The 24,220-nt window shown below is 68.9% G+C and carries 22 protein-coding genes; 5 read left to right on the top strand and 17 right to left on the bottom strand.

Annotated features, from left to right (window positions below; genetic code table 11):
• From ACFORO_RS27370 to ACFORO_RS27325, 10 genes are all read right to left on the bottom strand, one after another.
• Positions 1 to 981 (bottom strand): ABC transporter permease, encoded by a 981-nt coding sequence (locus tag ACFORO_RS27370; RefSeq protein ID WP_377869277.1) that lies wholly within the window; start codon positions 979 to 981, stop codon positions 1 to 3.
• Positions 981 to 2,573: an ABC transporter substrate-binding protein gene (locus ACFORO_RS27365; protein WP_377869276.1), complete on the bottom strand. Its 1,593-nt coding sequence runs from the start codon at positions 2,571 to 2,573 to the stop codon at positions 981 to 983. Before ACFORO_RS27365 ends, ACFORO_RS27370 begins: the two co-directional genes overlap by 1 nt.
• Before the next feature lie 10 nt (positions 2,574 to 2,583).
• Positions 2,584 to 3,477, bottom strand: a complete 894-nt coding sequence (locus tag ACFORO_RS27360; protein WP_377869275.1) for a serine hydrolase — start codon at positions 3,475 to 3,477, stop codon at positions 2,584 to 2,586.
• On the bottom strand, positions 3,474 to 4,859 hold the full coding sequence (locus ACFORO_RS27355) for a serine hydrolase (RefSeq protein WP_377869274.1): 1,386 nt from the start codon (positions 4,857 to 4,859) through the stop codon (positions 3,474 to 3,476). Before ACFORO_RS27355 ends, ACFORO_RS27360 begins: the two co-directional genes overlap by 4 nt.
• Before the next feature lie 119 nt (positions 4,860 to 4,978).
• Entirely contained in the window at positions 4,979 to 5,866 is an 888-nt protein-coding gene (locus ACFORO_RS27350; RefSeq protein WP_377869273.1) for a serine hydrolase, read from the bottom strand.
• Between the two features lie 172 nt (positions 5,867 to 6,038).
• A complete protein-coding gene (locus ACFORO_RS27345; RefSeq protein ID WP_377869272.1) occupies positions 6,039 to 7,691 on the bottom strand; it encodes a PucR family transcriptional regulator in 1,653 nt (550 codons plus the stop codon).
• 77 nt (positions 7,692 to 7,768) lie between these two features.
• Positions 7,769 to 8,875 (bottom strand): o-succinylbenzoate synthase, encoded by a 1,107-nt coding sequence (gene menC, locus ACFORO_RS27340; RefSeq protein WP_377869271.1) that lies wholly within the window; start codon positions 8,873 to 8,875, stop codon positions 7,769 to 7,771.
• Positions 8,872 to 9,750, bottom strand: a complete 879-nt coding sequence (locus ACFORO_RS27335) for a GNAT family N-acetyltransferase (RefSeq protein WP_377869270.1) — start codon at positions 9,748 to 9,750, stop codon at positions 8,872 to 8,874. Before ACFORO_RS27335 ends, menC begins: the two co-directional genes overlap by 4 nt.
• A 47-nt stretch (positions 9,751 to 9,797) precedes the next feature.
• The gene (locus ACFORO_RS27330) at positions 9,798 to 10,955 is read right to left on the bottom strand and encodes a M20 family metallopeptidase (RefSeq protein ID WP_377869269.1); all 1,158 of its coding nucleotides are present in this window, start codon (positions 10,953 to 10,955) and stop codon (positions 9,798 to 9,800) included.
• A complete protein-coding gene (locus ACFORO_RS27325; protein WP_354743787.1) occupies positions 10,952 to 12,427 on the bottom strand; it encodes an amidohydrolase family protein in 1,476 nt (491 codons plus the stop codon). Before ACFORO_RS27325 ends, ACFORO_RS27330 begins: the two co-directional genes overlap by 4 nt.
• 151 nt (positions 12,428 to 12,578) lie before the next feature.
• On the opposite strand from ACFORO_RS27325, the gene ACFORO_RS27320 reads away from it, so the two are divergent.
• On the top strand, positions 12,579 to 12,968 hold the full coding sequence (locus tag ACFORO_RS27320; RefSeq protein ID WP_377869268.1) for a VOC family protein: 390 nt from the start codon (positions 12,579 to 12,581) through the stop codon (positions 12,966 to 12,968).
• Positions 12,969 to 13,024: 56 nt separating this feature from the next.
• Here ACFORO_RS27320 and ACFORO_RS27315 read toward each other — a convergent pair whose 3' ends face one another.
• The 7 genes from ACFORO_RS27315 to ACFORO_RS27285 form a co-directional block, all read right to left on the bottom strand.
• Positions 13,025 to 13,921 carry an MBL fold metallo-hydrolase gene (locus ACFORO_RS27315; RefSeq protein ID WP_377869267.1) on the bottom strand — a complete coding sequence of 299 codons (897 nt, stop codon included), beginning with the start codon at positions 13,919 to 13,921 and terminating at the stop codon, positions 13,025 to 13,027.
• The gene (locus ACFORO_RS27310; protein ID WP_377869266.1) at positions 13,896 to 15,122 is read right to left on the bottom strand and encodes an MFS transporter; all 1,227 of its coding nucleotides are present in this window, start codon (positions 15,120 to 15,122) and stop codon (positions 13,896 to 13,898) included. The genes ACFORO_RS27315 and ACFORO_RS27310 overlap by 26 nt, the downstream gene beginning before the upstream one ends.
• Positions 15,119 to 16,375 carry a carboxylesterase family protein gene (locus ACFORO_RS27305; protein ID WP_377869265.1) on the bottom strand — a complete coding sequence of 419 codons (1,257 nt, stop codon included), beginning with the start codon at positions 16,373 to 16,375 and terminating at the stop codon, positions 15,119 to 15,121. Before ACFORO_RS27305 ends, ACFORO_RS27310 begins: the two co-directional genes overlap by 4 nt.
• A 247-nt stretch (positions 16,376 to 16,622) precedes the next feature.
• Entirely contained in the window at positions 16,623 to 16,820 is a 198-nt protein-coding gene (locus tag ACFORO_RS27300; RefSeq protein ID WP_377869264.1) for a hypothetical protein, read from the bottom strand.
• A 7-nt stretch (positions 16,821 to 16,827) separates the two neighbouring features.
• Positions 16,828 to 17,370: an RNA polymerase sigma factor gene (locus ACFORO_RS27295; RefSeq protein WP_377869263.1), complete on the bottom strand. Its 543-nt coding sequence runs from the start codon at positions 17,368 to 17,370 to the stop codon at positions 16,828 to 16,830.
• 6 nt (positions 17,371 to 17,376) lie between these two features.
• Positions 17,377 to 17,568: a ferredoxin gene (locus ACFORO_RS27290; RefSeq protein ID WP_377869262.1), complete on the bottom strand. Its 192-nt coding sequence runs from the start codon at positions 17,566 to 17,568 to the stop codon at positions 17,377 to 17,379.
• Positions 17,568 to 18,974, bottom strand: coding sequence for a fatty acid desaturase (locus ACFORO_RS27285; protein ID WP_377869261.1), 1,407 nt, complete (start codon positions 18,972 to 18,974; stop codon positions 17,568 to 17,570). Before ACFORO_RS27285 ends, ACFORO_RS27290 begins: the two co-directional genes overlap by 1 nt.
• A gap of 127 nt (positions 18,975 to 19,101) precedes the next feature.
• Between ACFORO_RS27285 and ACFORO_RS27280 the strand changes: the two genes are divergently transcribed.
• The 4 genes from ACFORO_RS27280 (at position 19,102) to ACFORO_RS27265 (ending at position 24,205) form a co-directional block, all read left to right on the top strand.
• Positions 19,102 to 20,343 carry a PucR family transcriptional regulator gene (locus ACFORO_RS27280; protein ID WP_377869260.1) on the top strand — a complete coding sequence of 414 codons (1,242 nt, stop codon included), beginning with the start codon at positions 19,102 to 19,104 and terminating at the stop codon, positions 20,341 to 20,343.
• A gap of 156 nt (positions 20,344 to 20,499) precedes the next feature.
• The gene (locus ACFORO_RS27275) at positions 20,500 to 21,657 is read left to right on the top strand and encodes an NAD(P)/FAD-dependent oxidoreductase (RefSeq protein ID WP_377869259.1); all 1,158 of its coding nucleotides are present in this window, start codon (positions 20,500 to 20,502) and stop codon (positions 21,655 to 21,657) included.
• Positions 21,658 to 21,674: 17 nt separating this feature from the next.
• Positions 21,675 to 23,378 (top strand): GMC oxidoreductase, encoded by a 1,704-nt coding sequence (locus ACFORO_RS27270; protein WP_377869258.1) that lies wholly within the window; start codon positions 21,675 to 21,677, stop codon positions 23,376 to 23,378.
• Between the two features lie 689 nt (positions 23,379 to 24,067).
• Positions 24,068 to 24,205 carry a hypothetical protein gene (locus ACFORO_RS27265; protein WP_354743763.1) on the top strand — a complete coding sequence of 46 codons (138 nt, stop codon included), beginning with the start codon at positions 24,068 to 24,070 and terminating at the stop codon, positions 24,203 to 24,205.
• Positions 24,206 to 24,220: the final 15 nt, after the last annotated feature.

Here is a 24,220-nt window from a genome sequence, read left to right as displayed (position 1 = left end):
TCAGTTCTCCCGGATCGTCGAACGCGGATCGAGGATCGCCAGCAGCACATCCACGATGAGGTTCACCAGCAGCACGCCGATGCCGTACACGAGCACGATCCCCTGCACCAGCGGATAGTCCTTCTGCAGAATGGATTGCGAGATCGTCGAACCGAGGCCCGGCCACGCGAACACGTTCTCCACCAGCACGGTGCCCGCGACCAGGGTGGTGAGCATCATCCCGCCGAGCGTCAGCGTCGCGGTCAGCGCGTTCGGCAGCGCGTGGCGCAGGTAGACGATCCGGGCGGGCAGCCGTTTCGCTCGCGCGGTGCGGACGAAATCGTTGCCCAGCACGGAAAGCGTCTCCACCCGGACGATCCGGGACATCGTCGAGGTCGGACCCAGTGCCAAGGCGATGATCGGCAGCACAAGCGAACCCGCGCCCTCGTGGCCGGCCACCGGGAACCAGCCGAGCTGCACCGCGAAGAACGCCACCAGTGCCACCGCGACGAGGAACTCCGGGATCGCGGCGAACAGCACGGTGGTCGAGGTGAAGCCGAGTTCGGCGCCGCGACGGCGACCGCCGCGAGTCAGCACGGCGAAGGTCAGGCCGAGCGGGATCGCCAGCCCGATGACCACCACGAACGCGGGGAGCGCCAACTGCAGCGTCGCCGGGAGCCGGTCGGAGATGACGTCGCCGACCGGTTGCCCGGTCAGCATCGACGTGCCGAAATCGCCGCGGAAGAGCCCGCCGAAGTAGTCGAGGTACTGCTGCCACAGCGGATGGTCCAGCCCGAGCGCGGCGCGGCGGGCGTTGACCATCTCGATCGGCGCGGTCAGGCCCAGCGCCGAACGCACCGGGTCGCCCGGGATCAGCTGGATCATCAGGAACGCCATGGTCACCAGCACCCACAGCGACACCACGAACCGCCCGAGGCGGCGGGCGCCGAAGGCCAGCCAGGGGCTGACCTTCGGGCCCGCGACGGCGATCGCGCCGGTCATCAGGCGTACATCCGGATGGTGGTCGGCTTGAGGTAGCCGTTGACGATCTCGAACTTCGCGTTGCTGCCGTAGGTCGGGACCACCGTGTTCGCGAACTGCACGACGTCCTGCTTCTCGAACAGCGCCGATTCCGCGGCCATCCAGTCCGCGCAGCCCGCTTGCCCGGCCTGGGTGGACGCCTTGGCGACCAGCGCGTCGTACTGCGGGTTCTTGATGTGCGCGAAGTTCGTGCCCTCCGGCGGCTGCCCGCCGGACATGAACGGCACCAGCTGGCTGGGCAGGGTGAGGCCGAGCGGAGCCATCGAGATGTCCCACTCGCCGGTGGCGAACAGCGCCTGGCTGAGGCCGGGGCTGTCGACGCCCTTGAGCTGGACGTCGACGCCGACGCTCTTCCAGCCCTGCTGCATCAGCTCCGCGCCAGGGGCCATCGTCGGTCCGGCCTGCGTGCCGTAGATCGCGGTCAGCGACAGCCGCTTCCCGTCCTTGACGCGAATGCCGTCCGGCCCCGGCTTCCAGCCCGCCTGATCGAGTGCCGCCTTGGCCGCGGCGACGTCGAATCCAGGGATCTTGCCGGTGACCGAATCGCCGTCGCAGGGCCGCGGTTCGATGGTGACCATGCCCTTGACCGGCGCGCTGCCGTCCCGGGTCAGCACCTTCGCGACCTGCGGGAGGTCGAGCGCCTGGGTCAGCGCGCGGCGCATCGCCTGGTCGGCGCCGAACCGGCCGGGAGCCTGGTTGAAGAACAGCTCGCCGAACGGGGAGACGATGTCGGAGTGGTACAGCCGCTGCGCCTTGAGCCGCTGCTGGTCCTGCCCGATCACTGAGCCGGCGTTGACCTCTCCGGACAGCAGCAGGTTCGACATCGTCGTCATGTTCGGAACGACCCGGACGACGATCTTGTCCGGCAGGCCCTGCTGCTTCGGGTCGAACTGGCCAGGACCCCAGGTGTAGTCCTTGCGCCGGGTCAGGGTGTAGTGGTCGTTCGGGACGATCTCGGACACGGCGAACATGCCGGTGCCGTTCTCTCCCTTGGCGAGCGTCTTCCGGTCGGCCATTCCCTTGGCGCAGACGATCGGCAGACCGGCGATGTTGCGGAGCAGGAACGCGTCCGGCGCGCCGCTGGTGATCTTGACCGTGCCCTCGCCGGCGACCGCTTTGGTGCCGCTCTTCACCGTGACGCCCGCCAGCGGGGACTTGTTCGCCGGGTCGCCGATGAAGTTGATGTTCGCCGCCACGTCGTTCGCGGTCAGCGGACTCCCGTCGGCGCAGGCGACCCCCTTGCGCAGGGTGAACGAAGCGGTGGTCGTGTCCGCTTCCCACTTCTCCGCGAGCGCCGCCTCCGGCTGGCCCTTGGAGTCGAGGTTGATCAGGGAGTCGTAGAGGAACCCGTCGATATTGCGGGCGACCGACAGCACGGTGATCGCCGGGTCGAGCGTTCCCGGATCGGTCGGGATCGCATAGGTGAAAGTCTTGCCGTCGACCAGTTTCTGGTTCGCGGTCCGGTCCGTCCCGGATTGCGCTGATCCCCCGCACGCGCTCACGGTCAAGGCCACCACGCCCGCCATCGCGGCGGTGAGCCGGGCAGTTTTCATGGGATTTCTCCTACGGGGTCGCGCTCTGGAGGTGGTCGAGCGCCAGCCGGGCGGCGGCGCCGATGGACGCGTCGACCGCGGGAAGGCGGTCTTCGAGAGAATGCGCGCGAGTGAACACCGCGACCGCGAACCGGCGGCCGTCCCCCAGGGTCACCACGCCCGCTTCGTTGCGGATTCCGGGCAGCGTCCCGGTTTTCGCCGCCACCCGCACGCCGGACGGGAAGCCCGACGACAATCGGTGCGGCCAGATCTGCTGCGCCATGATCGTGCGGACCCGTTCGCACGCTTCGGGTTCGCCTGCCCGGTCGGTCCAGATCGCGTCGAGCAGCGTCGTGATCTCGCGCGGCGTGGACGACGTGGTGCGCTCCGGATCGCGGACCGACAGCTTGTCCATCTGCTCCGGCGTCGCTTCGCTGAAAAGAGCTTCGAGGTCGGAATCCGGGGTGCCGCCGAGATCCGCGATGACAGACGCGAACAGGTCCTCGCAGCAGCCGATCAGCCGGGTGCGGGCGAGCCCGAGATCGGCCAGCACGCGGTCCACCGTTTCCTGGCCGAGCCGGTGGTAGAGGACGTCGGTCGCGGCGTTGTCGCTCATCGTGAGCATGAAGTGCGCGAGGTCGCGCCAGCTCATCTCGACGTCGTCGGCGCAGCCCGCGGTGCCGATGCCGCCGATGCGGTACCGCGCGGTCACCAAGGTCTGTTCGGTGTCATCGAGACGTCCGGCGGCGACCTCGCGGGCATAGGCGAGCGCCACCGGGATCTTGAACACCGAGGCCAGGACGACCGGGTCGTCTCCGCCCGCCGACACTTCGGGGCCCTGCACGCCGATCTCCCGGGCGTGCAGGAACCCTTCCGCGCCAGCGTCGGCGAAGACGGCCTCGATCTGTTCGCGGATCCCGCTCACTGGGTGACCCGTCGGTCGGCGCGTCCGGTGTGCATGAACTGCGCGCGGCCGTTGCCGTCGTCACCGATGAACGCGTGTGCCATGTAGACACCGGGCAACTGCGCGGTTTTCGCGACGAACGTGTCGCCCCGGCTCGGCAGCAGTTCTTCCTTCCCCGAGGGTGCGCCGATCTCGGCGAAGATTCCCTTCGGGGTGCGGCTCATCCAGAGCTTGCCGTCCTCCTCGGTGACGACCGTGTCGGCGACCATCGACGAGTACTCGCCCACGTACCGGGAAAAGTCGGCCGGAGCGGCCGCGGGATTCGGCTCGGGCCGTGCCGGAACGGTGACACCCGCGAGTTCGTCCAGCAGCTTCGCGAAGATCTCCTGGTACACGTGCATCGGCTGACCGCCGTTGGTCAGCAGCGCGACCGCCACGCCCTTCTCCGGAACCACGCGCAGGAAGGCTGACTGGCCGATGGTGCCGCCGTCGTGGCCGATCACCTTGCCGCCGTCCCAGTCGAAGAGCATCCAGCCGAGGCCCCAGCTGTCGGACATCCCGAGGTAGGGCACGTCCACCTGCGCTTCGCGCATCGCGAGCAGCGATTCCGGCAGGACCACCTGGGTGCCGTCGTCGGCCTTGCCCTCGTTCAGGTGCATCCGGACGAACGTCAGCAGGTCGCGCGGGCGCATCGCGAGCGTCGAACCGGCGGGCGAGTTCGAGCGGGTGAGCGCCCAGATCGGCGCGGGCACCGGGTCCTCGCCCGGCTTCGGGGAAACGTGGCCGATCGCGGCGCGGTAGCGGATCGCGTCGTACGGGCCGGATGCCGCGTGGGTCAGGCCGAGCGGCGCGAAGAGGTGGTCGCGCACGCAGTCGTCCCAGCACTTGCCGCGCAGCACCTCGATCACGCGGCCGAGCACGCAGTAGCCGGCGTTGTTGTAGGAGAACCGCTCGCCCGGTGGGAAGAGCTGCGGCACGTCGGACAGCGTCGCGACGAGCTTCTCCACGCAGTCGTCGCCGGGTCCGGTGTCGGTGAAGATGTCGCCTTCGAAGCCGGCGGTGTGACAGGTCAGCTGACGGACCGTGATCGCCGCCGCGGCCTCGTCGTCGCCGAGCACGAACTCGGGAAGGTAGTCGCGCACCGGCCGGTCGAGGTCCAGCCTGCCCTCGTCGACGAGCTGCATCGCCAGCGTGGTCGTCCACACCTTGGTGATCGACCCGATCTGGAACACCGAGTCCACAGTGGACTCCACGCCGGTGCCCTTGTTCAGGATGCCCGCCGAGTGGTCGATCACCTCGCCGCCGGCGAGCACCGCGATCGCGGCTCCGGGGACCTGATGCTTGGCCAGCAGAGCGGCGAAATTCTCCTGAAGCCAGGTCTCGATCTCGGAAATTTTCGACATGTGCACCTTCTGTCCGGGGGATGGTGGACCGGCGTTTCGGAAATGCTAGGTCGGTGGCGGACGTCACTTGTTCGTCCGGACCGAGGAGAGCCGGGGGAAAGTTCCTCCGCTCCGACGAATCAAGCCGTGCGCAGGGACTCAATCGCCGTCGCCGCGGCGAAACCGATGAACGCGTCGCGCTCGGGCACCCTCGACCGGGAATCCTCGGCGCGGGTGAACACGGCGACGGAGTAGCGGCCGCCGTCCGGGTACTCGACCACGCCGACCTCGTTGCGCACGGCGGGCAACGTCCCGGTCTTGCCGCTGGTGCGGATGCGATCGTCCGGGAACCCGGAACGCAGCCGGTGCGGCCAGACCTGCAGTTCCATCCAGCGCCGGACGTCCGCGCACGCCTCCGGGGCGGCCGCTTCGTCGCGCCAGATCAGTCCCAGCAGCCGGGTCATTTCGGCGGCGGTGGTGCTGCACGATTTCTCCGGTTGCAGCGCGCGCAACCCGGAAACCTGTTCGTAGGTCAGTTCGGCGAGCGCGCGTTCGTCGTCCTCGTAAGAAACCCCGAGATCCTCGCCGATGGTGGCCAGCAGTTCACCGCAGTCCTGCGGCACGACGGTTCGCGTGAATCCGAGGCGCCGCAACGTGCTATTCACCGCGTCTTTGCCGACTTCGGCGAGAATCAGGTCCGTGGCAACGTTGTCACTGATTCCGATCATCAGAACCGCCAAATCGTGCCAGGACATCGAGACGTCGTGCCGGAAGGTGGCGAGACCGTACGGGCTCGGTGTCGGATGCCCGGGCTTGACGGTGATGCGGATACCGAGATCGAGCTTTCCGTCGGCGGCCTGGCGGGCGAGTTCCAGCGCGATCGGAACCTTGAACACCGACGCGGGAACGACCGGAACGTCCTGTCCGATGCCGAGACTGCGCGCGCCGTCGACCTCGGCGGCGTGCAGCCGGACCTCGACGCCGACCTCTTCGGCGCGGCGGGTGATCGTTTCGGATGCGGTGGCCATGGCCCTCCTGTCTACTGTGGACTTCTCCGGCAGCAGGCAGGGAGTTCTTGGTGCGACCCGAAAACCACACTGGTCCGGCCTGCCGATTCCCCATTGTCTTGGGCTCGGCGGCGCCCGGGGTTGGTGCGTTCGCAGGAAGGTTGCCGCGCGTTTCCCGTCAGGAGAGCAAGACTCAGGCCTCTTCGGGCCGTTCCACCCGCGGCAGCAAGTGCAGTTGCACCATCGCCGCGAACCGGTCCCCCGGGTCGTCCAGATCGATTCCGCCCACTTCGGCCAGCCGGCGCAGCCGGTACCGGAACGTGCTCGGGTGCACGTACGCCGCCGCCGAAGCCGCGCTGATGTCGCCGAACGAATCGAGCCAGCACCGCAGCGTGTGCACCAGCTGCGACTGGTGCTTGGTGTCGTACTCCAGCAGCCGCGCGATGGGCCCGGTCGCGACGTCGCCTCGGGCGGCGGAAAGGTCGGCCAGTTCCAGCATCAACGCCTCGATGTGCGCGTCCTCGGCGGCGATCACCCGCTTCGAGCCGCCGTTGGTGAGCAGCACCCGCAACGCGCGGTCGGCCCCGTCGCGGGACGCGCGCAAACCGGATCCGTCGAGGGCCAGCGGGCCGATGCCGATCGCGGCGGCGACCCGGCGGCCGGTGCGTTCCAGGAAAGTCGACGCGACGCGCACCGAGCGTTCGCGGCAATCGCCGTGGTTCCCGGGCATCGGGACGATGCCATACGCGACGTCGCCGACCAGCGCGACCGCCGATCGAGGCTGAACGGCGCTGAGGTGCATGGCGAACGCGTCGGCGACCCGCTGGCGTTCCGCGACCAGCCGGAGATCGTCGTCGGGTGCTTCGATCAGACCCATGGCGAGCACGATCGTGGGCTGGCCCAGCAACCCGAGGCGCGCGATGGCTTCCTGCGCGCCGGAACCGCCTTCGAGAGCGGTGCTGACCAGGTCGGCTCGTAACCGGCGTTCGACGTCCGCCCCCGCGCGCAGCCGAAGCATATGCAGCGCAACGATTTTCGAAGCGTCGACCAACGCCGCGGTACGTTCTTCGCTTAGCTCTTTGTCGACAGCGGCCCAAATCGACCCGAGGACCTCGTCACCGGCCCGGACCGCGAGGGCGGCGCGGATCATGACGATCTTCTTGTCGTAGCCGTCGCCCGGATAGACGTAAACCGGGCCTTGATCGCGATAGAGCCGCTCGAAAACGCCGTCCTTCTCCAGTTCGCGAGTGAACCGTTCGGGCACCTGGCGGCCGAGGATCGTCTCGACCCGCGAAGGGTCGGCCTCGTCCTGACGGCCGGAGAACGCGAGCACGCGCGAGTTGCGGTCCTCGATGGTGACCGGCGCGTCGAGCAGCGCGGCGATGGCGTTGGCGAGCGCGAAAAGATCGCCGGACGGCATCCCGCCGAGCGTCTGCGGGGAGACATCGCCGACGTCGCCCTCCGCGAGCAGCGTGCGGAGCATGGCGGCCAGCTGCGCCCACGACGCGCCGCTGGCAAGCCCGAGCAGCGCGACCCCGGAGGAATTCGCCGCCCGCACGAGTTCCGTCGATGCGGCGACCGGCGCTCGCACGACCAGTGCGGTCGCTCCGCGCGCGGCGACGGTGTGCAGGAGCCGGACGATCTCGCCGGATTCGCGCACGCCGACGCCGAGGACGACCGCCTGTGCCGGGAATTCCGCGTCGTCGTGCGGGTCGTGAATCACCACCCCGCCGAGCTGCCGCCGCGTGTCGCGGCCGACGGCGACCGGTTCGAGGAGCACGTCCCCGAGAGCTTCGAGGACGCGTCCCAGACTCGTGTGCGGTTTGCTCGGCACCGGTGTCAGCACCCCCCGAAGGTAGATCCGGCCTCGTGCGGACCGGCTGGTCCGATCCGACCAAATCTACCTCCGGAATTCGTAGCGGGCTACGAACCGATCCACACCTTTGCCGTGGTCACCTCGTCGAGCAGCTCCGGAATCGGCACCACGCCGAGACCCGGTCCGGTCGGCACCGGGAGGTGGCCGTCAGACAGCACGAACGGCTCGGTGATGTCGGTTTTATAGAACCGGTCCGACGCCGAGGTGTCGCCGGGCAGGGTGAAGTTCGGCAGCGAGGCCAGCGCGACATTGGCCGCCCGGCCGAGGCCGGTCTCGATCATCCCGCCGCACCACACCGGGATCCCGTGCGCCGCGCACACGTCGTGCACCCGCCGCGCCTCCAGGTAACCGCCGACGCGGCCCGGTTTGATGTTCACGATCTGGACCGCGCCCAGCTTGATCGCGTCCGCCGCCGCGCGCGCCGACACGATCGACTCGTCGAGGCAGATCGGCGTCTGGATCCGGCGGGCCAGCTCGGCGTGGCCGAGCACGTCCTCCTCTTCCAGCGGCTGCTCGATCAGCAGCAGGCCGAACGGGTCGAGCCGGGCCAGCTGCGGCGCGTCGCCGAGGGTGTAGGCGGTGTTCGCGTCGACCTGCAGCAGCACGTCGTCGCCGAAGCGTTCGCGGACCGCGCGCACCGGCTCGACGTCCCAACCGGGTTCGATCTTCAGCTTGATCCGGACGTAGCCTTCGTCGAGGTATCCGCCCACGACGTCGAGCAGCTGCGGGATGGTGTCCATGATCCCGACCGAAACGCCGCACGGCACGGAATCGCGCACGGACCCGAGTTCGGCGGCGAACGACCGCTCGTGCGCGCGGAGTTCGGCGTCGAGCACCGCCATCTCCAGCGCGCCCTTGGCCATCCGGTGGCCCTTGAACTTCGCCAGCAGCGGCGTCACTTTCGCCGCGGTGACGTCTTCCGCGGCCAGCAGCGCCGGGATCAAGTGGTGCCGCAGCACGTGTTCCGCGCCGTCGTTGTACTCCGACGAGTACACCGGCCCGGCCATCGTCACGCATTCGCCCCAGCCCTCGCCGGCCGGCGTGACCGCGCGCAGCAGCAAGAGCTCGCGGACGGACTGGGTGCCGAACGAAGTCCGGAACGGGGCGACGAGCGGCATCTGCACCCGGCGCAGTTCCACACCGCTGAGTTTCACTGCTCCTCCTTGGAGATCACGTAAAAGCCGGCTCGGTCGAAGCCGGTCACCCGGCCCCCGGCGGCCATCAGCCCGCCGAGCGATTCGCGCAGCGCGACCCGCCACGCGTCCGCCTTGCCGGGATCCGTGGTGCGCAAGCCTTCGATGTCGGACGGGACCGCGACGAGCACCACCGGGGCGTCCGCGGAACCGGCGGCCGGACCACCGTCATCGGCCACTTCAAGGGCCACTGCCGCGCCTTGGTCGAGCAACGTCTTCGCGTCGGTGCGGATCGGTTCGCCGAACGCGGCGGTCCGCACTGTCGGACTGGCCAGGTCCCAGGACACCATCAGCCGATCGGTGTCGCCCGAACCGTTGATGCCGTCCGCCATCGGGCCGTAGAAATCCCGCAGATAACGCACCGGGAGCGCGCCGAGTTTGCCGAGGTTGAAATAGCCGTTGCGGCGCACCAGCGGGTCGAACGTCCATTTGATCGTCGAGACGTCCTGTCCGAGCGCCCAGCCGCGCTGATGCAATTTCAGCGCGTACCCGATTCCGCGACCCGCGCCGGCCTTCGCGACTCCGGCGATGTGACTGTGCAGGCTGCCTTTTCCGGGGTTTCCGAAAAAGCCGACGCACGCACCGAACATTTCTCCGTCGGCGAACGCGCCTGCCACGTAATTTCCCGCCGACGAGAGCGCGCGCAGCAGTTCCGGGTTCACCGGCCGGGTGCCCGGCGCGGACCGCCAGATCGTCTCGAACAGCACTCCGACCGCGGTCATTTCCGCGATCTCGGTGATTTCCCGGACTTCGACCCCCGAGGCGGCAGCCGCCGCTTCAGCGGCCGCGACCGCCTCGTCGCACACTTCCGCCGCGACGGGTCTTTCAGTGTTCATCGCAAGATTCGTCACGGGATGATCCTTTCCCGGCTTCCCCACCGACGTCACCGTCGTGCTCGACCAGAATCGTCCACCGGATTCGTCTGAATCGACGGACTCCCCTTCGCCAGCACGTTCTCCACCAGCGCGGCCAGCAACGCGGTCCGCTTCGGCAATTCCTCGACCAGGACATGTTCGTGATCCGCGTGCGCACCGCCGCCGACCGCGCCGAGACCGTCGAGCGTCGGCACACCGAGACCCGCGGTGTAATTGCCGTCCGAAGCCCCTCCGACGGCTGCCTCGGTCAATTCCGGCAAGCCCAGTTCCGAGGCCAGTTCCTTTGCCAGCCCGTACAACGCGGCTGACGAAACAGCGTCCAGCGGCGGACGATTGATCCCGCCGGTGACCCTCACCTGCGCGTCGTCGAGGACCGGTTGCAGCGCGCGGACTTCTCGGTCGACGCGGAGTTGTTCTTCCTCGTCCCACACCCGCACGTCGACCTCGACCGCAGCCGCGGCGGGCACGGTATTCACCGTGGTACCAGCCGAAAGCACTGTCGGCACGACGCTGGTCCCACGCTCCGGACTGGCGAGCGCGGCGACGGCGAGCACCTGATGCGCGAGCTCGATCCCGGCGTTGATCCCCTTCTCCGGTTCGAGCCCGGCGTGCGAGGCGCGTCCGGTCACCTCGATCCGGTAGTGGGAAACGCCTTTGCGCCGAGTCTTGATCGCGCCGCCGTCCGCTGAGGCTTCCAGCACGAACGCCGCCGCGCAGCCCTGCGCTTCTTCCTCGATCAGCCCGCGCGACGACGGCGAGCCCAGCTCCTCGTCGCCGGTGACCAAAATGGACAGTCCACTCCGGTCTTCCAGCGAAGCCGCGACGTGCAACGCCATCACGACGCCGGTCTTCATGTCGAAGCAGCCCGGACCGCGCAATACCCCGTCCTGCACGGAAAACGGATGCGTCTCCAGTGAGCCCATCGGCCAGACCGTGTCGTGGTGGCCGAGCAGCAGCACGCGCGCCGGGCCGTCACCGAACCGCCAGCGCAGATGCGTCCGTCCATCCAGGACAATCCGCTCCGGCTCCACGCCCAGCAACGCCTTGCCGACGCCAGTCAGCACGTCCGCGCTGTGCGCCACCGCGTCGAGATCGGACGACGGGGATTCACAGCACACCAACGTTTCGATGTCGGCAAGCAAATCGTCCACAGTGAACTCGGTCATCGCGGTTCCCCTCGCAGCGGCTGGCCCGGGAACGCGTCGGTCAGCAGCTGCCCGTCGCGCACCACCGGAGTGCCCGCGACGAACAGGTGCCGGACGCCGACCGCGGGCCGGGTAGCGTCGAAATACGTTGCGGTGTCAGTGATCGTGGCCGGATCGAGGACGACGATGTCCGCGTCCGCGCCGACGTTCAACCGGCCCTTGGCCCGCGCACCGGGCGCGACCTCGTCGAGCACCCGCGCCGGGAGGTAAGAACAGCGCCGGAACGCCTCCAACCAGGTCCAGACCCCAGCCTCGCGCACCATCAGCCGCAGCGACTTCGAGAACGTCCCCGCCGTACGCGGATGTGTCGCACCGCCCGGCGGCAGCGGCCACTCGGTGGATTCGTTGGCCCCGTTCTGCCAGTACACCGGCATCGCGTCGCTCGCGACGATCGAGTCCGGGAAGGCAAGCGCCTGATGCAGGAGAGTGCGATCGGCCGGGTCGTCCTCGTCGAGGAACTCCAGGATGCACGGCGCACCCGGCGTCTCGGCCCGGACCTGCAGCAACCGTCCCTCGTCCGCGATCCGCTCGCCGGTCTCCAGCAGGATCACCCGCGACGGGTTGAGCCCCTTCATCTTCAGCCGCTCCGGCGAGATGAAAGCCGCGCCGACCGCGGTGCTGCCCGCGCCGTACGGATAGGCCTCGACCGTCACCCGCGACCCGGCGGAACGGCCCGACTCCAGCGCGGCGAGCACCCGGTCGATGTGCCGTCCGGACGTGCTGTTGACGTGGCAGTGATGCATCGCCGCGCCGGTCTCGGCCGCGACGATCGCGATCTCCTCGGACCCGTCGGCCGGCGTGCCCGGATCGACCTCGACCAGCTCGCGGACGTGCGTGTACGTCGGCGCTTCAGCCTGCTTGGCGAGCTTCGCCAACGCCAGGAACTCGGCCGGATCGCTGGCCGGCGCGTACCCGAGCAGCACGCCGACGCCGAGCGCGCCCGCCGCCAGCTCGCCCTCCACCAGCGACAGCCACGCGGCCAGCTCGGTCTTCGACGAGGACCGCTGCCAGGCCGGATTGCCGAGCACGGAGAGCCCGGTGTTGATGTTCGCGTCCGGCTCGATGCCGGCGAGCACCTTCGCCCGCGCGGACCCCCACGAGGCCGAAAACCCGTAGTGCAGCGGACGCCCCGCCGCGGCGGCCTCGGCGTAGGCCCGTTCGACCGGCATCAGCCCGGCCTCCAGGTCGAGCGCCGTCGTGACGCCGTCCATCGCCTGCAGCCGCTGTCCCGCGATCGTGTGCACGTGGCTGTGCAGATCGATGAACCCCGGCCCGACGATGTACCCGGCGACGTCGATCTCGACCTGGTCGTCCGAGCTCGGCAGTCCCGGCCCGACCGCGATCACCTCGCCGTCGGATACCAGCACGTCAGCTGTGCCGTCGAAGCCCGTAGCCGGGTCGATGACGCGACCGCCACGCAGCAGTGTCCGCATGCTTGCCTCCTCGCCTCGCTGCTGGCGACCCTAGGAGGTTTCCCGGGCAAGACGTTCGTGCGCGCGGACGAATCCGGGGCGGCAGATCTATCCGCGCGCACAAACCGGAATCCGCTGGGCCGGGGTGCGCGCGGGCCCTAAGCTCGCGCGCATGGCCTGCCGGATCACCGAACTCGTCCTCGACTGCGCCGACCCGCGACGGATGGGCGATTTCTGGTGCGAAGTCCTCGGCTACGTCGAACTCGGCTGGGACGGAGAGGACCTGGAGATCGGCCCTCCCGAGGCCGGTTTCGGCGGCCCGCAGCCGACGTTGATCCTCAGCCGCAGCACTGATCCGAAACCGGCCAAACTGCCGCTGCACCTGGACGTGAACCCGACCGACCGGGACCAGGACGCGGAACTGGAACGCCTGCTGGCGGCCGGGGCGCGGCCCGCCGACGTCGGGCAGACCGGGGAGGAGTCGTGGCACGTGCTTGCGGACCCGGAGGGGAACGTGTTCTGCCTGCTCCGCCGCCGAGTCGACCCGCTCCGCAGTACGTGAGGGGAACCCTGAGGGAATCTGATTCCCTCAGGGTTCCCCTCACGTACTTTGGCCAGCTACGCCAGCCAATCCCGGTAGCGGAACTGCCCGGTCCGAAGCAGGTCGGCGGCGAACTCGAACCCATACCCAGCCTGACCACGCCGGACCCGGCCCGCCGACGGTGCCGGGAAGTGGGTCGGAAGCAGCACGGAGCCCAGCTCTTCCGCCAGCAGGCGGCTCCGGACCCTCGCCGCTTCCTCCGGATCGACGCAGTACCTCGTGCTCAGCTCCGGATGCCGAACCTGCACCCCGTGATGCATCGTGTCCCCGGCCAGCAGGACAGTCCCCGCACTGCCGCGCACCCGCACGCACACATTCCCCGGCGTATGCCCAGCAGCGGGAACCAGCGAAGCATGCTTGCCCACCGCCGCGTCCGGAGCGACGAAGCGCAACTGCCCGGCCCGCTCGATCGGCAGCACGCTGTCGGCCAAGTAGTCACCAGTCCGGCGCATGGCCTCCCCGCCAGCCTCGCTCGACCAATACCGGAACTCCTCCTCGACCACGAAATGCGGCGCGTCCGGGAAAACCGGTTCCAGCTGGGCAGTAGCCGCCCCGACGTGATCGGTGTGCAGATGCGTGAACACCACCGCATCAACGTCCGAAGGCCGCAGCCCGGTCGCGAGGAACTGCTGCATCCACCGATCCGGCAACTGGTCGAACTCCGCGCGCCGACGGTCCTTCCCCGCCCCGACGCACGCGTCCACCACCAGCACCTCGTCGGCAGAGCAGACGAGGAACGACTGGATGACGAAGACCAGCTTCCCCGCCGCCCGGTCGAACCACGGCTCCCGCGCGTACCAGTCGTCGAGGTCGGGCTCGAGTCCCGGGAAGAACTCCCCGGGCTCGATCAGCAGCCGGTCGTCCTCGATCAGCGGAACGACCGCGACGTCACCGAGATCGAACCAGTGCGCCATCGCGCTCCCTCCTTGCCTGCGACCGCACCCGGCTCAACCCGACCGCGCAAGCGATTGCCACCAGCACCGGAACGGCGGTAGCGAGGACGATCGTCTGCGCCGACAACGCCAGCGCGAGCAGCAATCCCGCAACCCCCGGCCCCACGATCGACCCGATCCGCCCGAGCGCCGCGGCCCAGCCGACGCCGGTGGTGCGAGTGCTCGCGGGATAGATCGAGACCGCGAGGGTCAGCTGGCCGATCTGCCCGGCCGTAACCCCGAAACCGGCCCCGGCCAGCAGCAGGAACAGCACAGTCTCGCCGACCGGCACCGTCGCGACGAGGACCATGCACACGGCCCCGATGGCGGGCATGAGGATCAACGCACGCGCGATCCCGATCCGCGCGGCCAACGGGATGAGCACCAGGCCGCCCGCGATACCGCCGAGGGTGAGGAACGCGAGTCCCAGCGGGGCCTTCCCGGCGGCGAAGCCATACCCGGTGAGAAGAGTCGGAACCCAGGAGATCAGCACGTACGCGGTGATGAAGATGAGGAACGAGAACGCCCAGATGAGCGAGGTCGGCAGCCGCAGTCCCTGGCCGAACAGCCTGCTCACCTTGGCTTCTTGCTTCGCCGTGCTCGCGACCGCGGGCTCGCGAGTCGGCAGCACCATCGCCATGACCGCGGCCAGCACCAACGGAGCCAGCCCGGCGACGTAGAAGACCCCGGCAGACCCGACGCTGTGCAGCAGCTTGCCGCCGAAGAACCCGCCGAGGCTGCTCCCGGAAGCGAGGCCGAGGGTCACCGCCACGGAGACCAGCTCCCGACGCCCCTCCGCGCTGTGTTTCGTCGCGAGCGAGACCCCGGCGGGCAGCACGAGTCCGAGACCGAGGCCGGTCACCAGGCGGGTCGCGGCGAAGACCGGCATGGATTTCAGGTGCAGGATCGCCGCGGTCAGCACCGTCGCGCCCGCGAAGATCAGGACTCCGGTGAGCACGACGGACCGCGCCTTCATCCGAGCGCCGACGTAACCCGCCGCCAGATATCCCACGACGACGCCGATGTTGGTCAGCACCAACGGCAAGGTGAAAGCGGCGGGAGCGAAACCCCATTCGTGCGACAGCGTCGGGATGGTGAACGACAGGGCGGCGGTGTCGAAACCGTCGAGGAGAACAGCGAGGAAGCAGAGAATGACGACGGGCCAATGGATACTCTTGCTCATGGCGTGTTCTCCAGTGTCTGAGGGGAATTCCCGATCCGGAAGCCGCTGCGCGGTCCCGGCGAGCCCGACCGCGCGAATTCGGTCCACCACAAGCGCATCTGGGCACCGAGACGTTCGACGTCGGCCCAGCTCGTGTCGCCCAGCATCGGGCTCTCCCGCCAGGATTCCGGGGTGCCCAGCAGGAAAGGCAGTTCCAGGCAATGGATCGCGCCGTAGCCGCCGGTTTCCGGAGTCCAGGCAAACTCGTAGGAGTACGCGCCGTACCGCTGTGCCAAGTCACGTGCCGGACGACCGAAAAGCGGCTCGGTCTGGTCCACGATCGCCTGCCGGATCTCGGCGTCCGGCACTCCGATCGCGAACGCCTCACACTCCTGCGTGGTATATCCGATCATCAAGTCCGGCAACGGATCGGACAGCCGGATGTCGAGGCCGACGATCCCGAACGGCGGCCGGGTCGACGTCGGGTCCTTCGCCGCGTTCCACCGGAGAGTCTGCCGTTGCGCGGCAAGCAGCTGGTCGACGGAAGCGGCAACCGGGTCTCCGCCGACCGCGTCGACGAAATAGCGGCCGATCTCAAGTGCTTTCGCGCGATCCTGGATGATCGCGGGATCCGGAGAACTCTGGACGATCGCCCGCCGGACGAGCGGACGGCTGTCCGGTTTGGACAGCAAGGCGAGCGTCGAAAGCGCGCCCGCGGACTGTCCGAACACGGTGACATTGCCCGGGTCGCCGCCGAACGCCGCGATGTTGTCGCGCACCCATTCGAGCGCGAGCGTCTGGTCCGCCAAGCCGAGATTGCCCTCGCTGACGCCGTCGTGGACCAGGTAGCCGAACGTGCCCAGCCGGTAGTTGACCGACACCACGACCACGTCACCGTCCGCCGCGAGCCGCCCGCCGTCGTACCAGGGAAGCGTGCCGCCGCCGCTCAGGAAACCGCCGCCGTGCAGCCACACGAGCACCGGGCGCGACCCGGTCAGCGCCGGTGTCGCGACGGCGAGGTGAAGGCAGTCCTCCGACTGGGGCGGCTCATCCCGCGGCGGCCCCATCGCGGCCTCCAGCCGAGAGCCGAGCTGTGGGCAGATCGGGCCCGGCAGCGTGGCGTCGACCGCCTCGACATGCGGCGGAACCGGTCGCGACGGCTGGAATCGCTCAGCGGTCCCGTACCGCACGCCGCGGAAACGCAGGACGCCGTCGTCGACGCCGATGACCGGACCGGACGGCGGCTGAGCAGTGACAGGCTGGCATTCGGTCATCGCGGCTCTCCTTTGAGCGGGTGTCCGGCACCTTCGACCCGCAGTCAGGCTAAGAAAGTCCGGAATGCCTGACCAATGCTCTTTGCCGCCCGAGACATGCTTGCCCGGCTATACCCCGATGCTCCCCCGCGGCCGCTGATCAGCTCCGTGGAAGATCCGTGAAGGACTCATTGAAGGAATCTGATTCCCTCAAGGAGCCCTTCACGGACCGCCGCAGGTCGGGCGCCGTGCCTTCGCAGAGGAAGTCTCACCGCGAAGCGCGACTCCCCGCCTCGGCCGGCTCAGCGCGCACCACCCGACGCGCGGGCTCGACCCGCTTGCCGCCGCCGGAGAAGACATCCGCGAGCTTCCCGATCGCCATCCCCAGCAGCGGAAGCCAGATCGGGCACAGCATCAGGACCAGCAGCGGCCCCATGATCTTGAAAATCTCCAGGAATCCGTGCATAACAGCGTCACGCCTTCTCGGTCTCGGCCAGCAGCGTCGCGAGCGTGCGCACCGCGCGGTGCTGCAGCGCCCGGACGCTGTTGGGGTTCTTGTTCATCGTTTCGGCGACCTCGGCGACGGAAAGCCCGGCGAAAAACCGCAACCGCACGCACTCGCGCTGCGGTTCGCTGAGGCCGGCCAGGCACCGCCGGAGCGCGGCGGCTTCGATCCGGGCCAGCGCGAGCCGGTCGGCTCCGCCCCGGGCGTCCGGCCCGTCGTGGTCTTTCCCGTCGAGGAGTTCACGCCGGTAGCGGGCCGATTTGCGGTGGTCGCGCAGCAGGTTGTCGGCGATGGTGTACAGCCAGCCGGTGAACGAGCCGACGTCCGGGCGGAAGTCCGGCAGTTTCCGCCACGCGCGCAGGAACGCCTCGCTCGTCAGATCTTCGGCGACGGTCGCCGTCGGCACCCGCATCCGCAGGTAGCGGAAGATCGGCGACGCGTGTTCCTGGTAGATGACGGCGAACGCGGCCTGGTCGCCAGACCGCGCTCGCCCCAGCAGCTCCGTCTCCACCGGGCCTCAACCCTGCAGCCGCAACGCGGCGACCGGGCACGCCCGCACCGCCGCGTCGACGAACTGCCGGTCTGCCTCGGGCGGGGTTTCGTCGAGGACCTGCACCACTCCGTCGTCCCCGACCTCGAAGAATTGGTCCGCCATCGCCTCGCACATGCCGAGGCCCTCGCATTTGCCGTGGTCCGCGACGATCTTCATTACGCCGCCTCCCGCACCACGGGCACGAAGTCGACCTTGTCGCGCACGCCGCAGTCGGGGCACGTCCAGTCGTCCGGGATCTCCGACCACGCCGTCCCAGCGGCGAAGCCCTCCAACTCGTTGCCTTCCGCGACGCGGTAGACGTAGCCGCAGCCGGGGCACCGCGCGGCGTCCACGTCGTCGGCCAGCTTCGACCGCGTGTCCGCGGCGGGTTCCTCTTCGGCAGCGGCGACGACCGGGTACTTCTTCAGCAGTGACGGCAGTTTGCCCGGCTGCACGTTCGCCTGCCGGATGTCGCCGTCGAAATGCCGGTAGACCCGCGGATCCATCACCTTGCGGAACCACGCCGGGACCAAAGCGACGACCATCATCCCGGTGTAGCCGGTCGGCAGAACGGGGCTTTCCTTGAAGTCGCGCAAAGTCTGGAACCGGCGCGTCGGGTTCGCGTGATGATCGCTGTGCCGCTGCAGGTGGTACAGCAGCACATTCGTCGCCACATTGTTGGAATTCCACGAATGCGCCGGAGTAACCCGTTCGTACCGCGTCTTGGCGCCATGGGTGACCTGCTTGCGCAGCATCCCGTAGTGCTCCATGTAATTCACGATTTCCAGCAGCGAGAACCCGAACACCGCCTGCACCACCAGATACGGCAGGATCCCGACGCCCAGCCAGGCGACCAGCCCGCCCCACAGCACGACGCTCATCAGCCACGCGTTGAGCACGTCATTGCCGAGGTGGAACGGATGGCTTTGCTTGCGGGCATAGCGTTTCCGCTCGACACCCCAGGCACTGCGCAGCGAACCGAAGACCGTACGCGGCCAGAACCGGTAGAAGCTCTCGCCCATGCGGCTCGACGCCGGGTCCTCGGGAGTGGCGACGCGGACGTGGTGCCCGCGGTTGTGCTCGATGTAGAAATGCCCGTAGAAACACTGCGCCAGCGCGATTTTCGCCGCCCAGCGCTCAGTGCTTTCCCGCTTGTGCCCGAGTTCGTGCGCGGTGTTGATCCCGATGCCGGCGACCGTGCCCAGCGTGATCGCGAGGCCGATCTTGCCGCCGACGGACAGATCGCCTTGCGCGAGCATCCACGCGCCCGCAATGAAACCGGCGTATTGCAACGGCAGGAACAGATAAGTGATCCAGCGGTAGTAGCGGTCCTCCTCCAGCGCCTCCATCACCTCGTCCGGCGGATTGGTGTGGTCGTATCCGGCGACGAGGTCGATCAGCGGCACGAGGACGAGCACGACGAGCGGTCCGAGCCACAGCACGGCGTCGGACCCGGTCGCGGCGTGCAGCCCGATCGCGGCGAACGGCAGCAGCGGCACCACCAGCCCGAGCAGCCACAGGTGCCGCTTCCGGTCGTGCCAGGCGGTCTCGCCGTGAGCTCCGGCGAGGCGGTACTTCTTCATGGCGGCCTCCACGCGGTCTGTCGTTTTCCTGAAGGTAGGAATTCGCGGGCGGCGGGACACTGTGCGCGAAACCGAAACGCTCGGCTGCGTTGGGTCTCGGGCACGAACCGGGCGTACGGTGCTGCCTGTGACGTCGACGGCTGCCGCCACGCTGGCCAAGGTCGCGGACTCGGTCCTGGCCGAGCTCGCGCTGCTCTGCGCGCGAATCGCGGAGGAGATCTCCGTCGAACTGCCCTCGCTCGCGCCCGACGCGCAGGCTGCTGAGCTGCTGGACAGCACGGTCCGGGAAAACCTGGTCGCCGCGCTGGGCGTGCTGGGCGGCGCGACGGAGCCGGTGGACGTCGGGGCGCCGCCGGTCGCGCTGGAGTTCGCGCGGCGGCTGGCCCAGCGGCGGGTGCCGATCACCGCGATGCTGCGCGCGTACCGCCTGGGCCAGGCGGCCTTCCAGCAGGAGATGATCGCCCGGATCGCCGCCGAGCCGGTGGAGGCCGCGGACGTCGCGGTCGCCGCCACCGAGCTGTCGCAGGTCGCCTTCACCTACATCGACAAGATCTCCGAAGAGGTCGTCGAGGCCTACCAGCTGGAACGCGACACCTGGCTGCGCCACCGCAACGCGGCCCGGCTCGCGAAGGTGCAGGCAGCGCTGTCCGGCAAGCCCGTCGACACCGCCGACGTCGAGAAAACCCTCGGCTACGCGTTGTCGGACCGGCACGTCGGCGCGGTGCTGTGGTGCGGCCCTGAGCTGGACGAAAGCGCCCGGCTGACCACCCTCGAACGGCACGCGGCGCTGCTCGCGAACGCCCTCGGCACGACGCCGCTGGTCGTGGCCCCGGACGCCTCGACCGTCTGGGCCTGGTTCCCGGCGGCGAGCCTCGACCTCGACGCGGTGTCCGCCGCGCTCGCCGGCTCACCCGACCCGGTCCGCGTCGCGCTGGGCGACCCGGCGAGCGGACTGGCCGGTTTCCGCACCACCCACCAGCAGGCCCGGCAAGCCGAAGCCGTGGCGCAGATGACCGAGCGCAGCCAGCCGCGGCCGGTCACCGCGGCGGCGCAGCTCGGGCCGTTGGCGCTGGTCGCGGCCGATCCGTCGGCGGTCGCGGGCTGGGTCCAGTCGGTGCTCGGCGCGCTGGCCGACGACGACGAGGGGCACCGCCGGATGCGCGAGACGGTGTGGGCGTATCTGTCCAGCGGGAGCAGCCTGATGGTCGCCGCGCAGGAGCTGCACCTGCACAAGAACACCATCCAGTACCGGCTCCGCAAGGCCGAGCAGGAACGCGGCCGTCCGCTGTCCGAGGGGCGGATCGACGTCGAGGTGGCGCTGTTGGCGTGCCGTCTGCTGGGTCCCGCGGTGCTCCGGCCGGTCGACTGAATTTGTGCTCCGGGACCAGTCGGGTCCTCACCTCCCGGTCCGCGGACCGATGCTCGCGCCCCGCCTCGCGGGGAAGACTTCGGGCCGACGTCGCCGGACGGTGCCCAATCGCCGTCCGGCGGCGTTCCCAGACCCTCAAAGGCCGAGGACGGAGCCATGCGCGAGGCAGGACTGGTAGTCGTCGGAGCGGCGCTGGCCGGACTGCGTGCCGCCACCGCCGCCCGCCGGACCGGATACGACGGCCCGGTCACGCTCGTCGGAGCCGAACCGCATCTGCCGTATGACCGGCCGCCGCTGTCGAAGGCTTTCCTGGCCGATCCGGACTACGCGACGCCTACGCTGGCCGACGCCGATGCCCTCTCGTCGCTGGGCATCGATCTCCGACTCGGCGAACCGGCGAGCGGGTTGTCGGTTTCGGACCGTGAAGTCCTTATCGGACCGTCCACAGTGCCCTTCGATTCGCTGATCATCGCCACCGGCTGCGCCCCCGTCGCGTTGCCGTTCGGCGGACACACCCTCCGCACCCTGGACGACGCCCGCGCGATCCGCGCCCGCATCCCGACCACCGAGCGGGCCGTCCTCATCGGCGGCGGCTTTATCGGTGCGGAAATCGCTTCCGCTCTGCACAAACGCGGTGCCGCGGTCACCATCGTCGAAGCCGCTGACGTTCCTCTCGTCCGCGCCGTCGGCTCGGAAATGGCCTCCGTACTCGCCGACCTGCACCTTCGCAACGGAGTCGATCTGCGTTGCGGCACAACCGTTCAGGCGATCGACTCAGATACGGTCACGCTGTCCGACGGCAGCGTCCTCGACGCCGACCTGGTGATCGTCGGCATCGGTGCCCGCCCAGCCGTCGGCTGGCTCGCCGACAGCGGCCTGCCACTCGACGACGGCGTGCTCTGCGACGAAACCCTCTGCGCCGCCCCAGGAATCTACGCTGCCGGAGACGCGGCCCGCTGGCACAACCCGCTGTTCTCGACGACGATGCGGCTGGAGAACTGGACCTCCGCCGCAGCCCAAGCCGAAGCCGCCGCCCGCAACGCCGTCGGTCCGATCGCGACCCCGTTCTCGACGGTGCCGTACTTCTGGTCCGACTGGTACGGCAACCGGATCCAGATGGTCGGCGTCGTGACCGACGACGTCACCCTGCTCGGCTGCCCCGGCGACGAATCCTGGCTCGCCCTCTACCGCGCGGGCGACCGGCTGGCCGGCGCGCTGGCGCTCAACCAGCCCGGCCGGATCATGAAGTACCGCAACCGGATCACGCGTCGCGCCGCCTGGCAGGACGCACTCGAGTTCGCCACCGCGCGCTGACGCCTGCGAGGACAACAATGAATGACACCACCCGCGAAGAGACCGACGCCCTCGTGATCGGCTCCGGTTTCGGCGGCTCCGTGAGCGCCCTGCGACTGTCCGAAAAGGGATACCGCGTCACCGTGCTGGAAGCCGGACCACGCCGTACCGAAGAGACGCTGCCCAAAACCTCCTGGGACGTCCGGAATTTCCTCTGGGCACCGCGCCTTGGCTGCTACGGAATCCAGCGCATCCACCTGCTCCGCGACGTCGTCATCCTCGGCGGCGCGGGCGTCGGCGGCGGTTCCCTCAACTACGCCAACACCCTCTACGAACCGCCCGCGCCGTTTTTCGCGGACCCACAGTGGGCGCACGTCACCGACTGGCAAGCCGAACTGAAACCGCACTACGACCAGGCCCGCCGGATGCTCGGCGTCACCCAGAACCCCACCGTCACCACCGCGGACGAGGTACTCCGCGAAGTCGCCGACGACCTGGGCGTCGGCTCGTCCTTCCAGCTCACCCCGGTCGGCGTTTTCTTCGGCGACAAGGACACTCCCGCCGGAACCGTCGTGCCGGACCCGTTCTTCGGCGGCGCCGGGCCAGCCCGCCGAACCTGCACCGAATGCGGGTCCTGTATGACCGGTTGCCGCGTCGGAGCCAAAAACACCTTGGACCGCAACTACCTCTACCTGGCCGAACAACGCGGCGCGAACGTCATCCCGATGACCACAGTGCTCGACGTGCGCCCCGCGGACGGCGGCTACGTCGTCACCGCTGTCCGCACGGGAAAGTCGCCCCGCCGCCGCAAAAACGTGCGCACCTTCTTCGCCCGCGACGTCATCTTCAGCGCAGGCACCTACAACACGCAAAAACTGCTCCACCGAGCCCGCGAAACCGGCGCGCTGCCCCGGCTTTCCGCCAGCCTCGGCCGACTGACCCGGACGAACTCGGAATCCATCCTCGGCGCGAAATCGAAACGCAAGGACGTCGACTTCACCCACGGCGTCGCGATCACCTCGTCCATCCACCCCGACGCGCACACGCACATCGAACCGTGCCGCTACGGCAAGGGCAGCAATGCGATGTCGCTGCTGCAAACCGCGCTCACCGACGGCGGAAAGCCCGTCCCACGCTGGCTCACCTGGCTCGGCGCCTTCGCCCGAAACCCGCGCAACCTCACCTGGTTCTCGCCGCGCCGCTGGTCCGAACGCACCATCATCCTGCTGGTGATGCAAACGCTCGACAATTCCATCACCGTATCCGGCAAACGCACTCGCACCGGACGGCACACACTGACGTCCGCACCCGGCCACGGCGAGCCGAATCCCACGTGGATCCCCGCCGGAAACGACGCCGCCCGCCGCGTCGCGGACAAAATCGACGGCATCGCGGGCGGCACCACCGGCGAGATCCTGAACATCCCGATGACCGCCCATTTCATCGGCGGCTGCGCGATCTCCGACGATCCGGCGGGCGGCGTCCTCGACCCGTACCAGCGCGTCCACGGCCACCCCGGCCTGCACGTCGTCGACGGTTCGGCGATCTCGGCGAACCTGGGCGTCAACCCTTCCCTGACGATCACCGCCCAAGCCGAACGCGCGATGTCCCTCTGGCCCAACCACGGCGAGGAAGACCGACGGCCTCCGCTCGGCGCGCCGTACCGACGCATCGACCCGGTAGCCCCGCGCCATCCCGCGGTCCCGGCCAGCGCTCCCGGCGCACTCGAACTCCCCGCATGAGTTCGACCGGCCGCCAACGGCGGCGGGGCCGTCGAAGGCGATTTCGACGCCGTTCAGACCAGACCTTCTGAAAACAATTCGGCAAGCGTTCATCGCACCCTGGTCGCCCGTACTAATTCTTCCACCGAAGTGTCTGCCCGCTGGAGGTCGAACCGGACGACCGACCTCCAGCGGGCGAAGTGCGCAGCTGCTCATGTATTTGATGAAAAACAAAAGCGGCCACCGGTCACCGACAGCAGATCTCGCCGCAGTTCCAACGCGGCAACGCCGTCGGCCCAACTGATTCGACTGAACGCACGAGTGCCGGAGCAAGGCGCTCCTGCTAGCGTCTTCAACGCGGGGTACTCCGCGCAGAACGAAAGTTCATTAGCGATCGCTATTCAACCCATAAGAAATGCTTTTCGAAAGAGCGAGTTGAGGAGGACTGGTTTTTGTGAAGACTCTTCCCGAGCGCTATCAGGCACCTGATGCCTCGTCTGTCGGCTGCTTCGCGACCGACACCCGCCGGCACCGCCGCGGCCCGCGTGACGGCCGCCGTCGCTCGCGTCGTCGTCGCTGAGCAAGCGAACCCCGCGGGCGACACCTGGTGCCCGCTGAGCTGAGCTGACGTGGCTGGAGGCCTGGTCAACCGGTCTTCAGCCACGTTCGTCGGCCCCGTCGTTCACCGGAAAGGCAGAGGACTGGTTTCCGTGCAGACTGTGACGCTTGCCGAACGCTACCAAGCCCCCGAGGCAGCTTCCGTCGGCTGCTTCGCGACCGACACCCGCCGCATCCTGGTCGGCGGCCCGCGCGACAGCCGCCGTCGCTTCCGTCGTCGTCGCCGCTGACCAAGCAATCCCGCG

The sequence above is a fragment of the Amycolatopsis halotolerans genome (assembly GCF_042647905.1).
Lineage (GTDB): Bacteria > Actinomycetota > Actinomycetes > Mycobacteriales > Pseudonocardiaceae > Amycolatopsis > Amycolatopsis halotolerans.
This window is presented reverse-complemented; position numbering and strand designations above follow the sequence as displayed.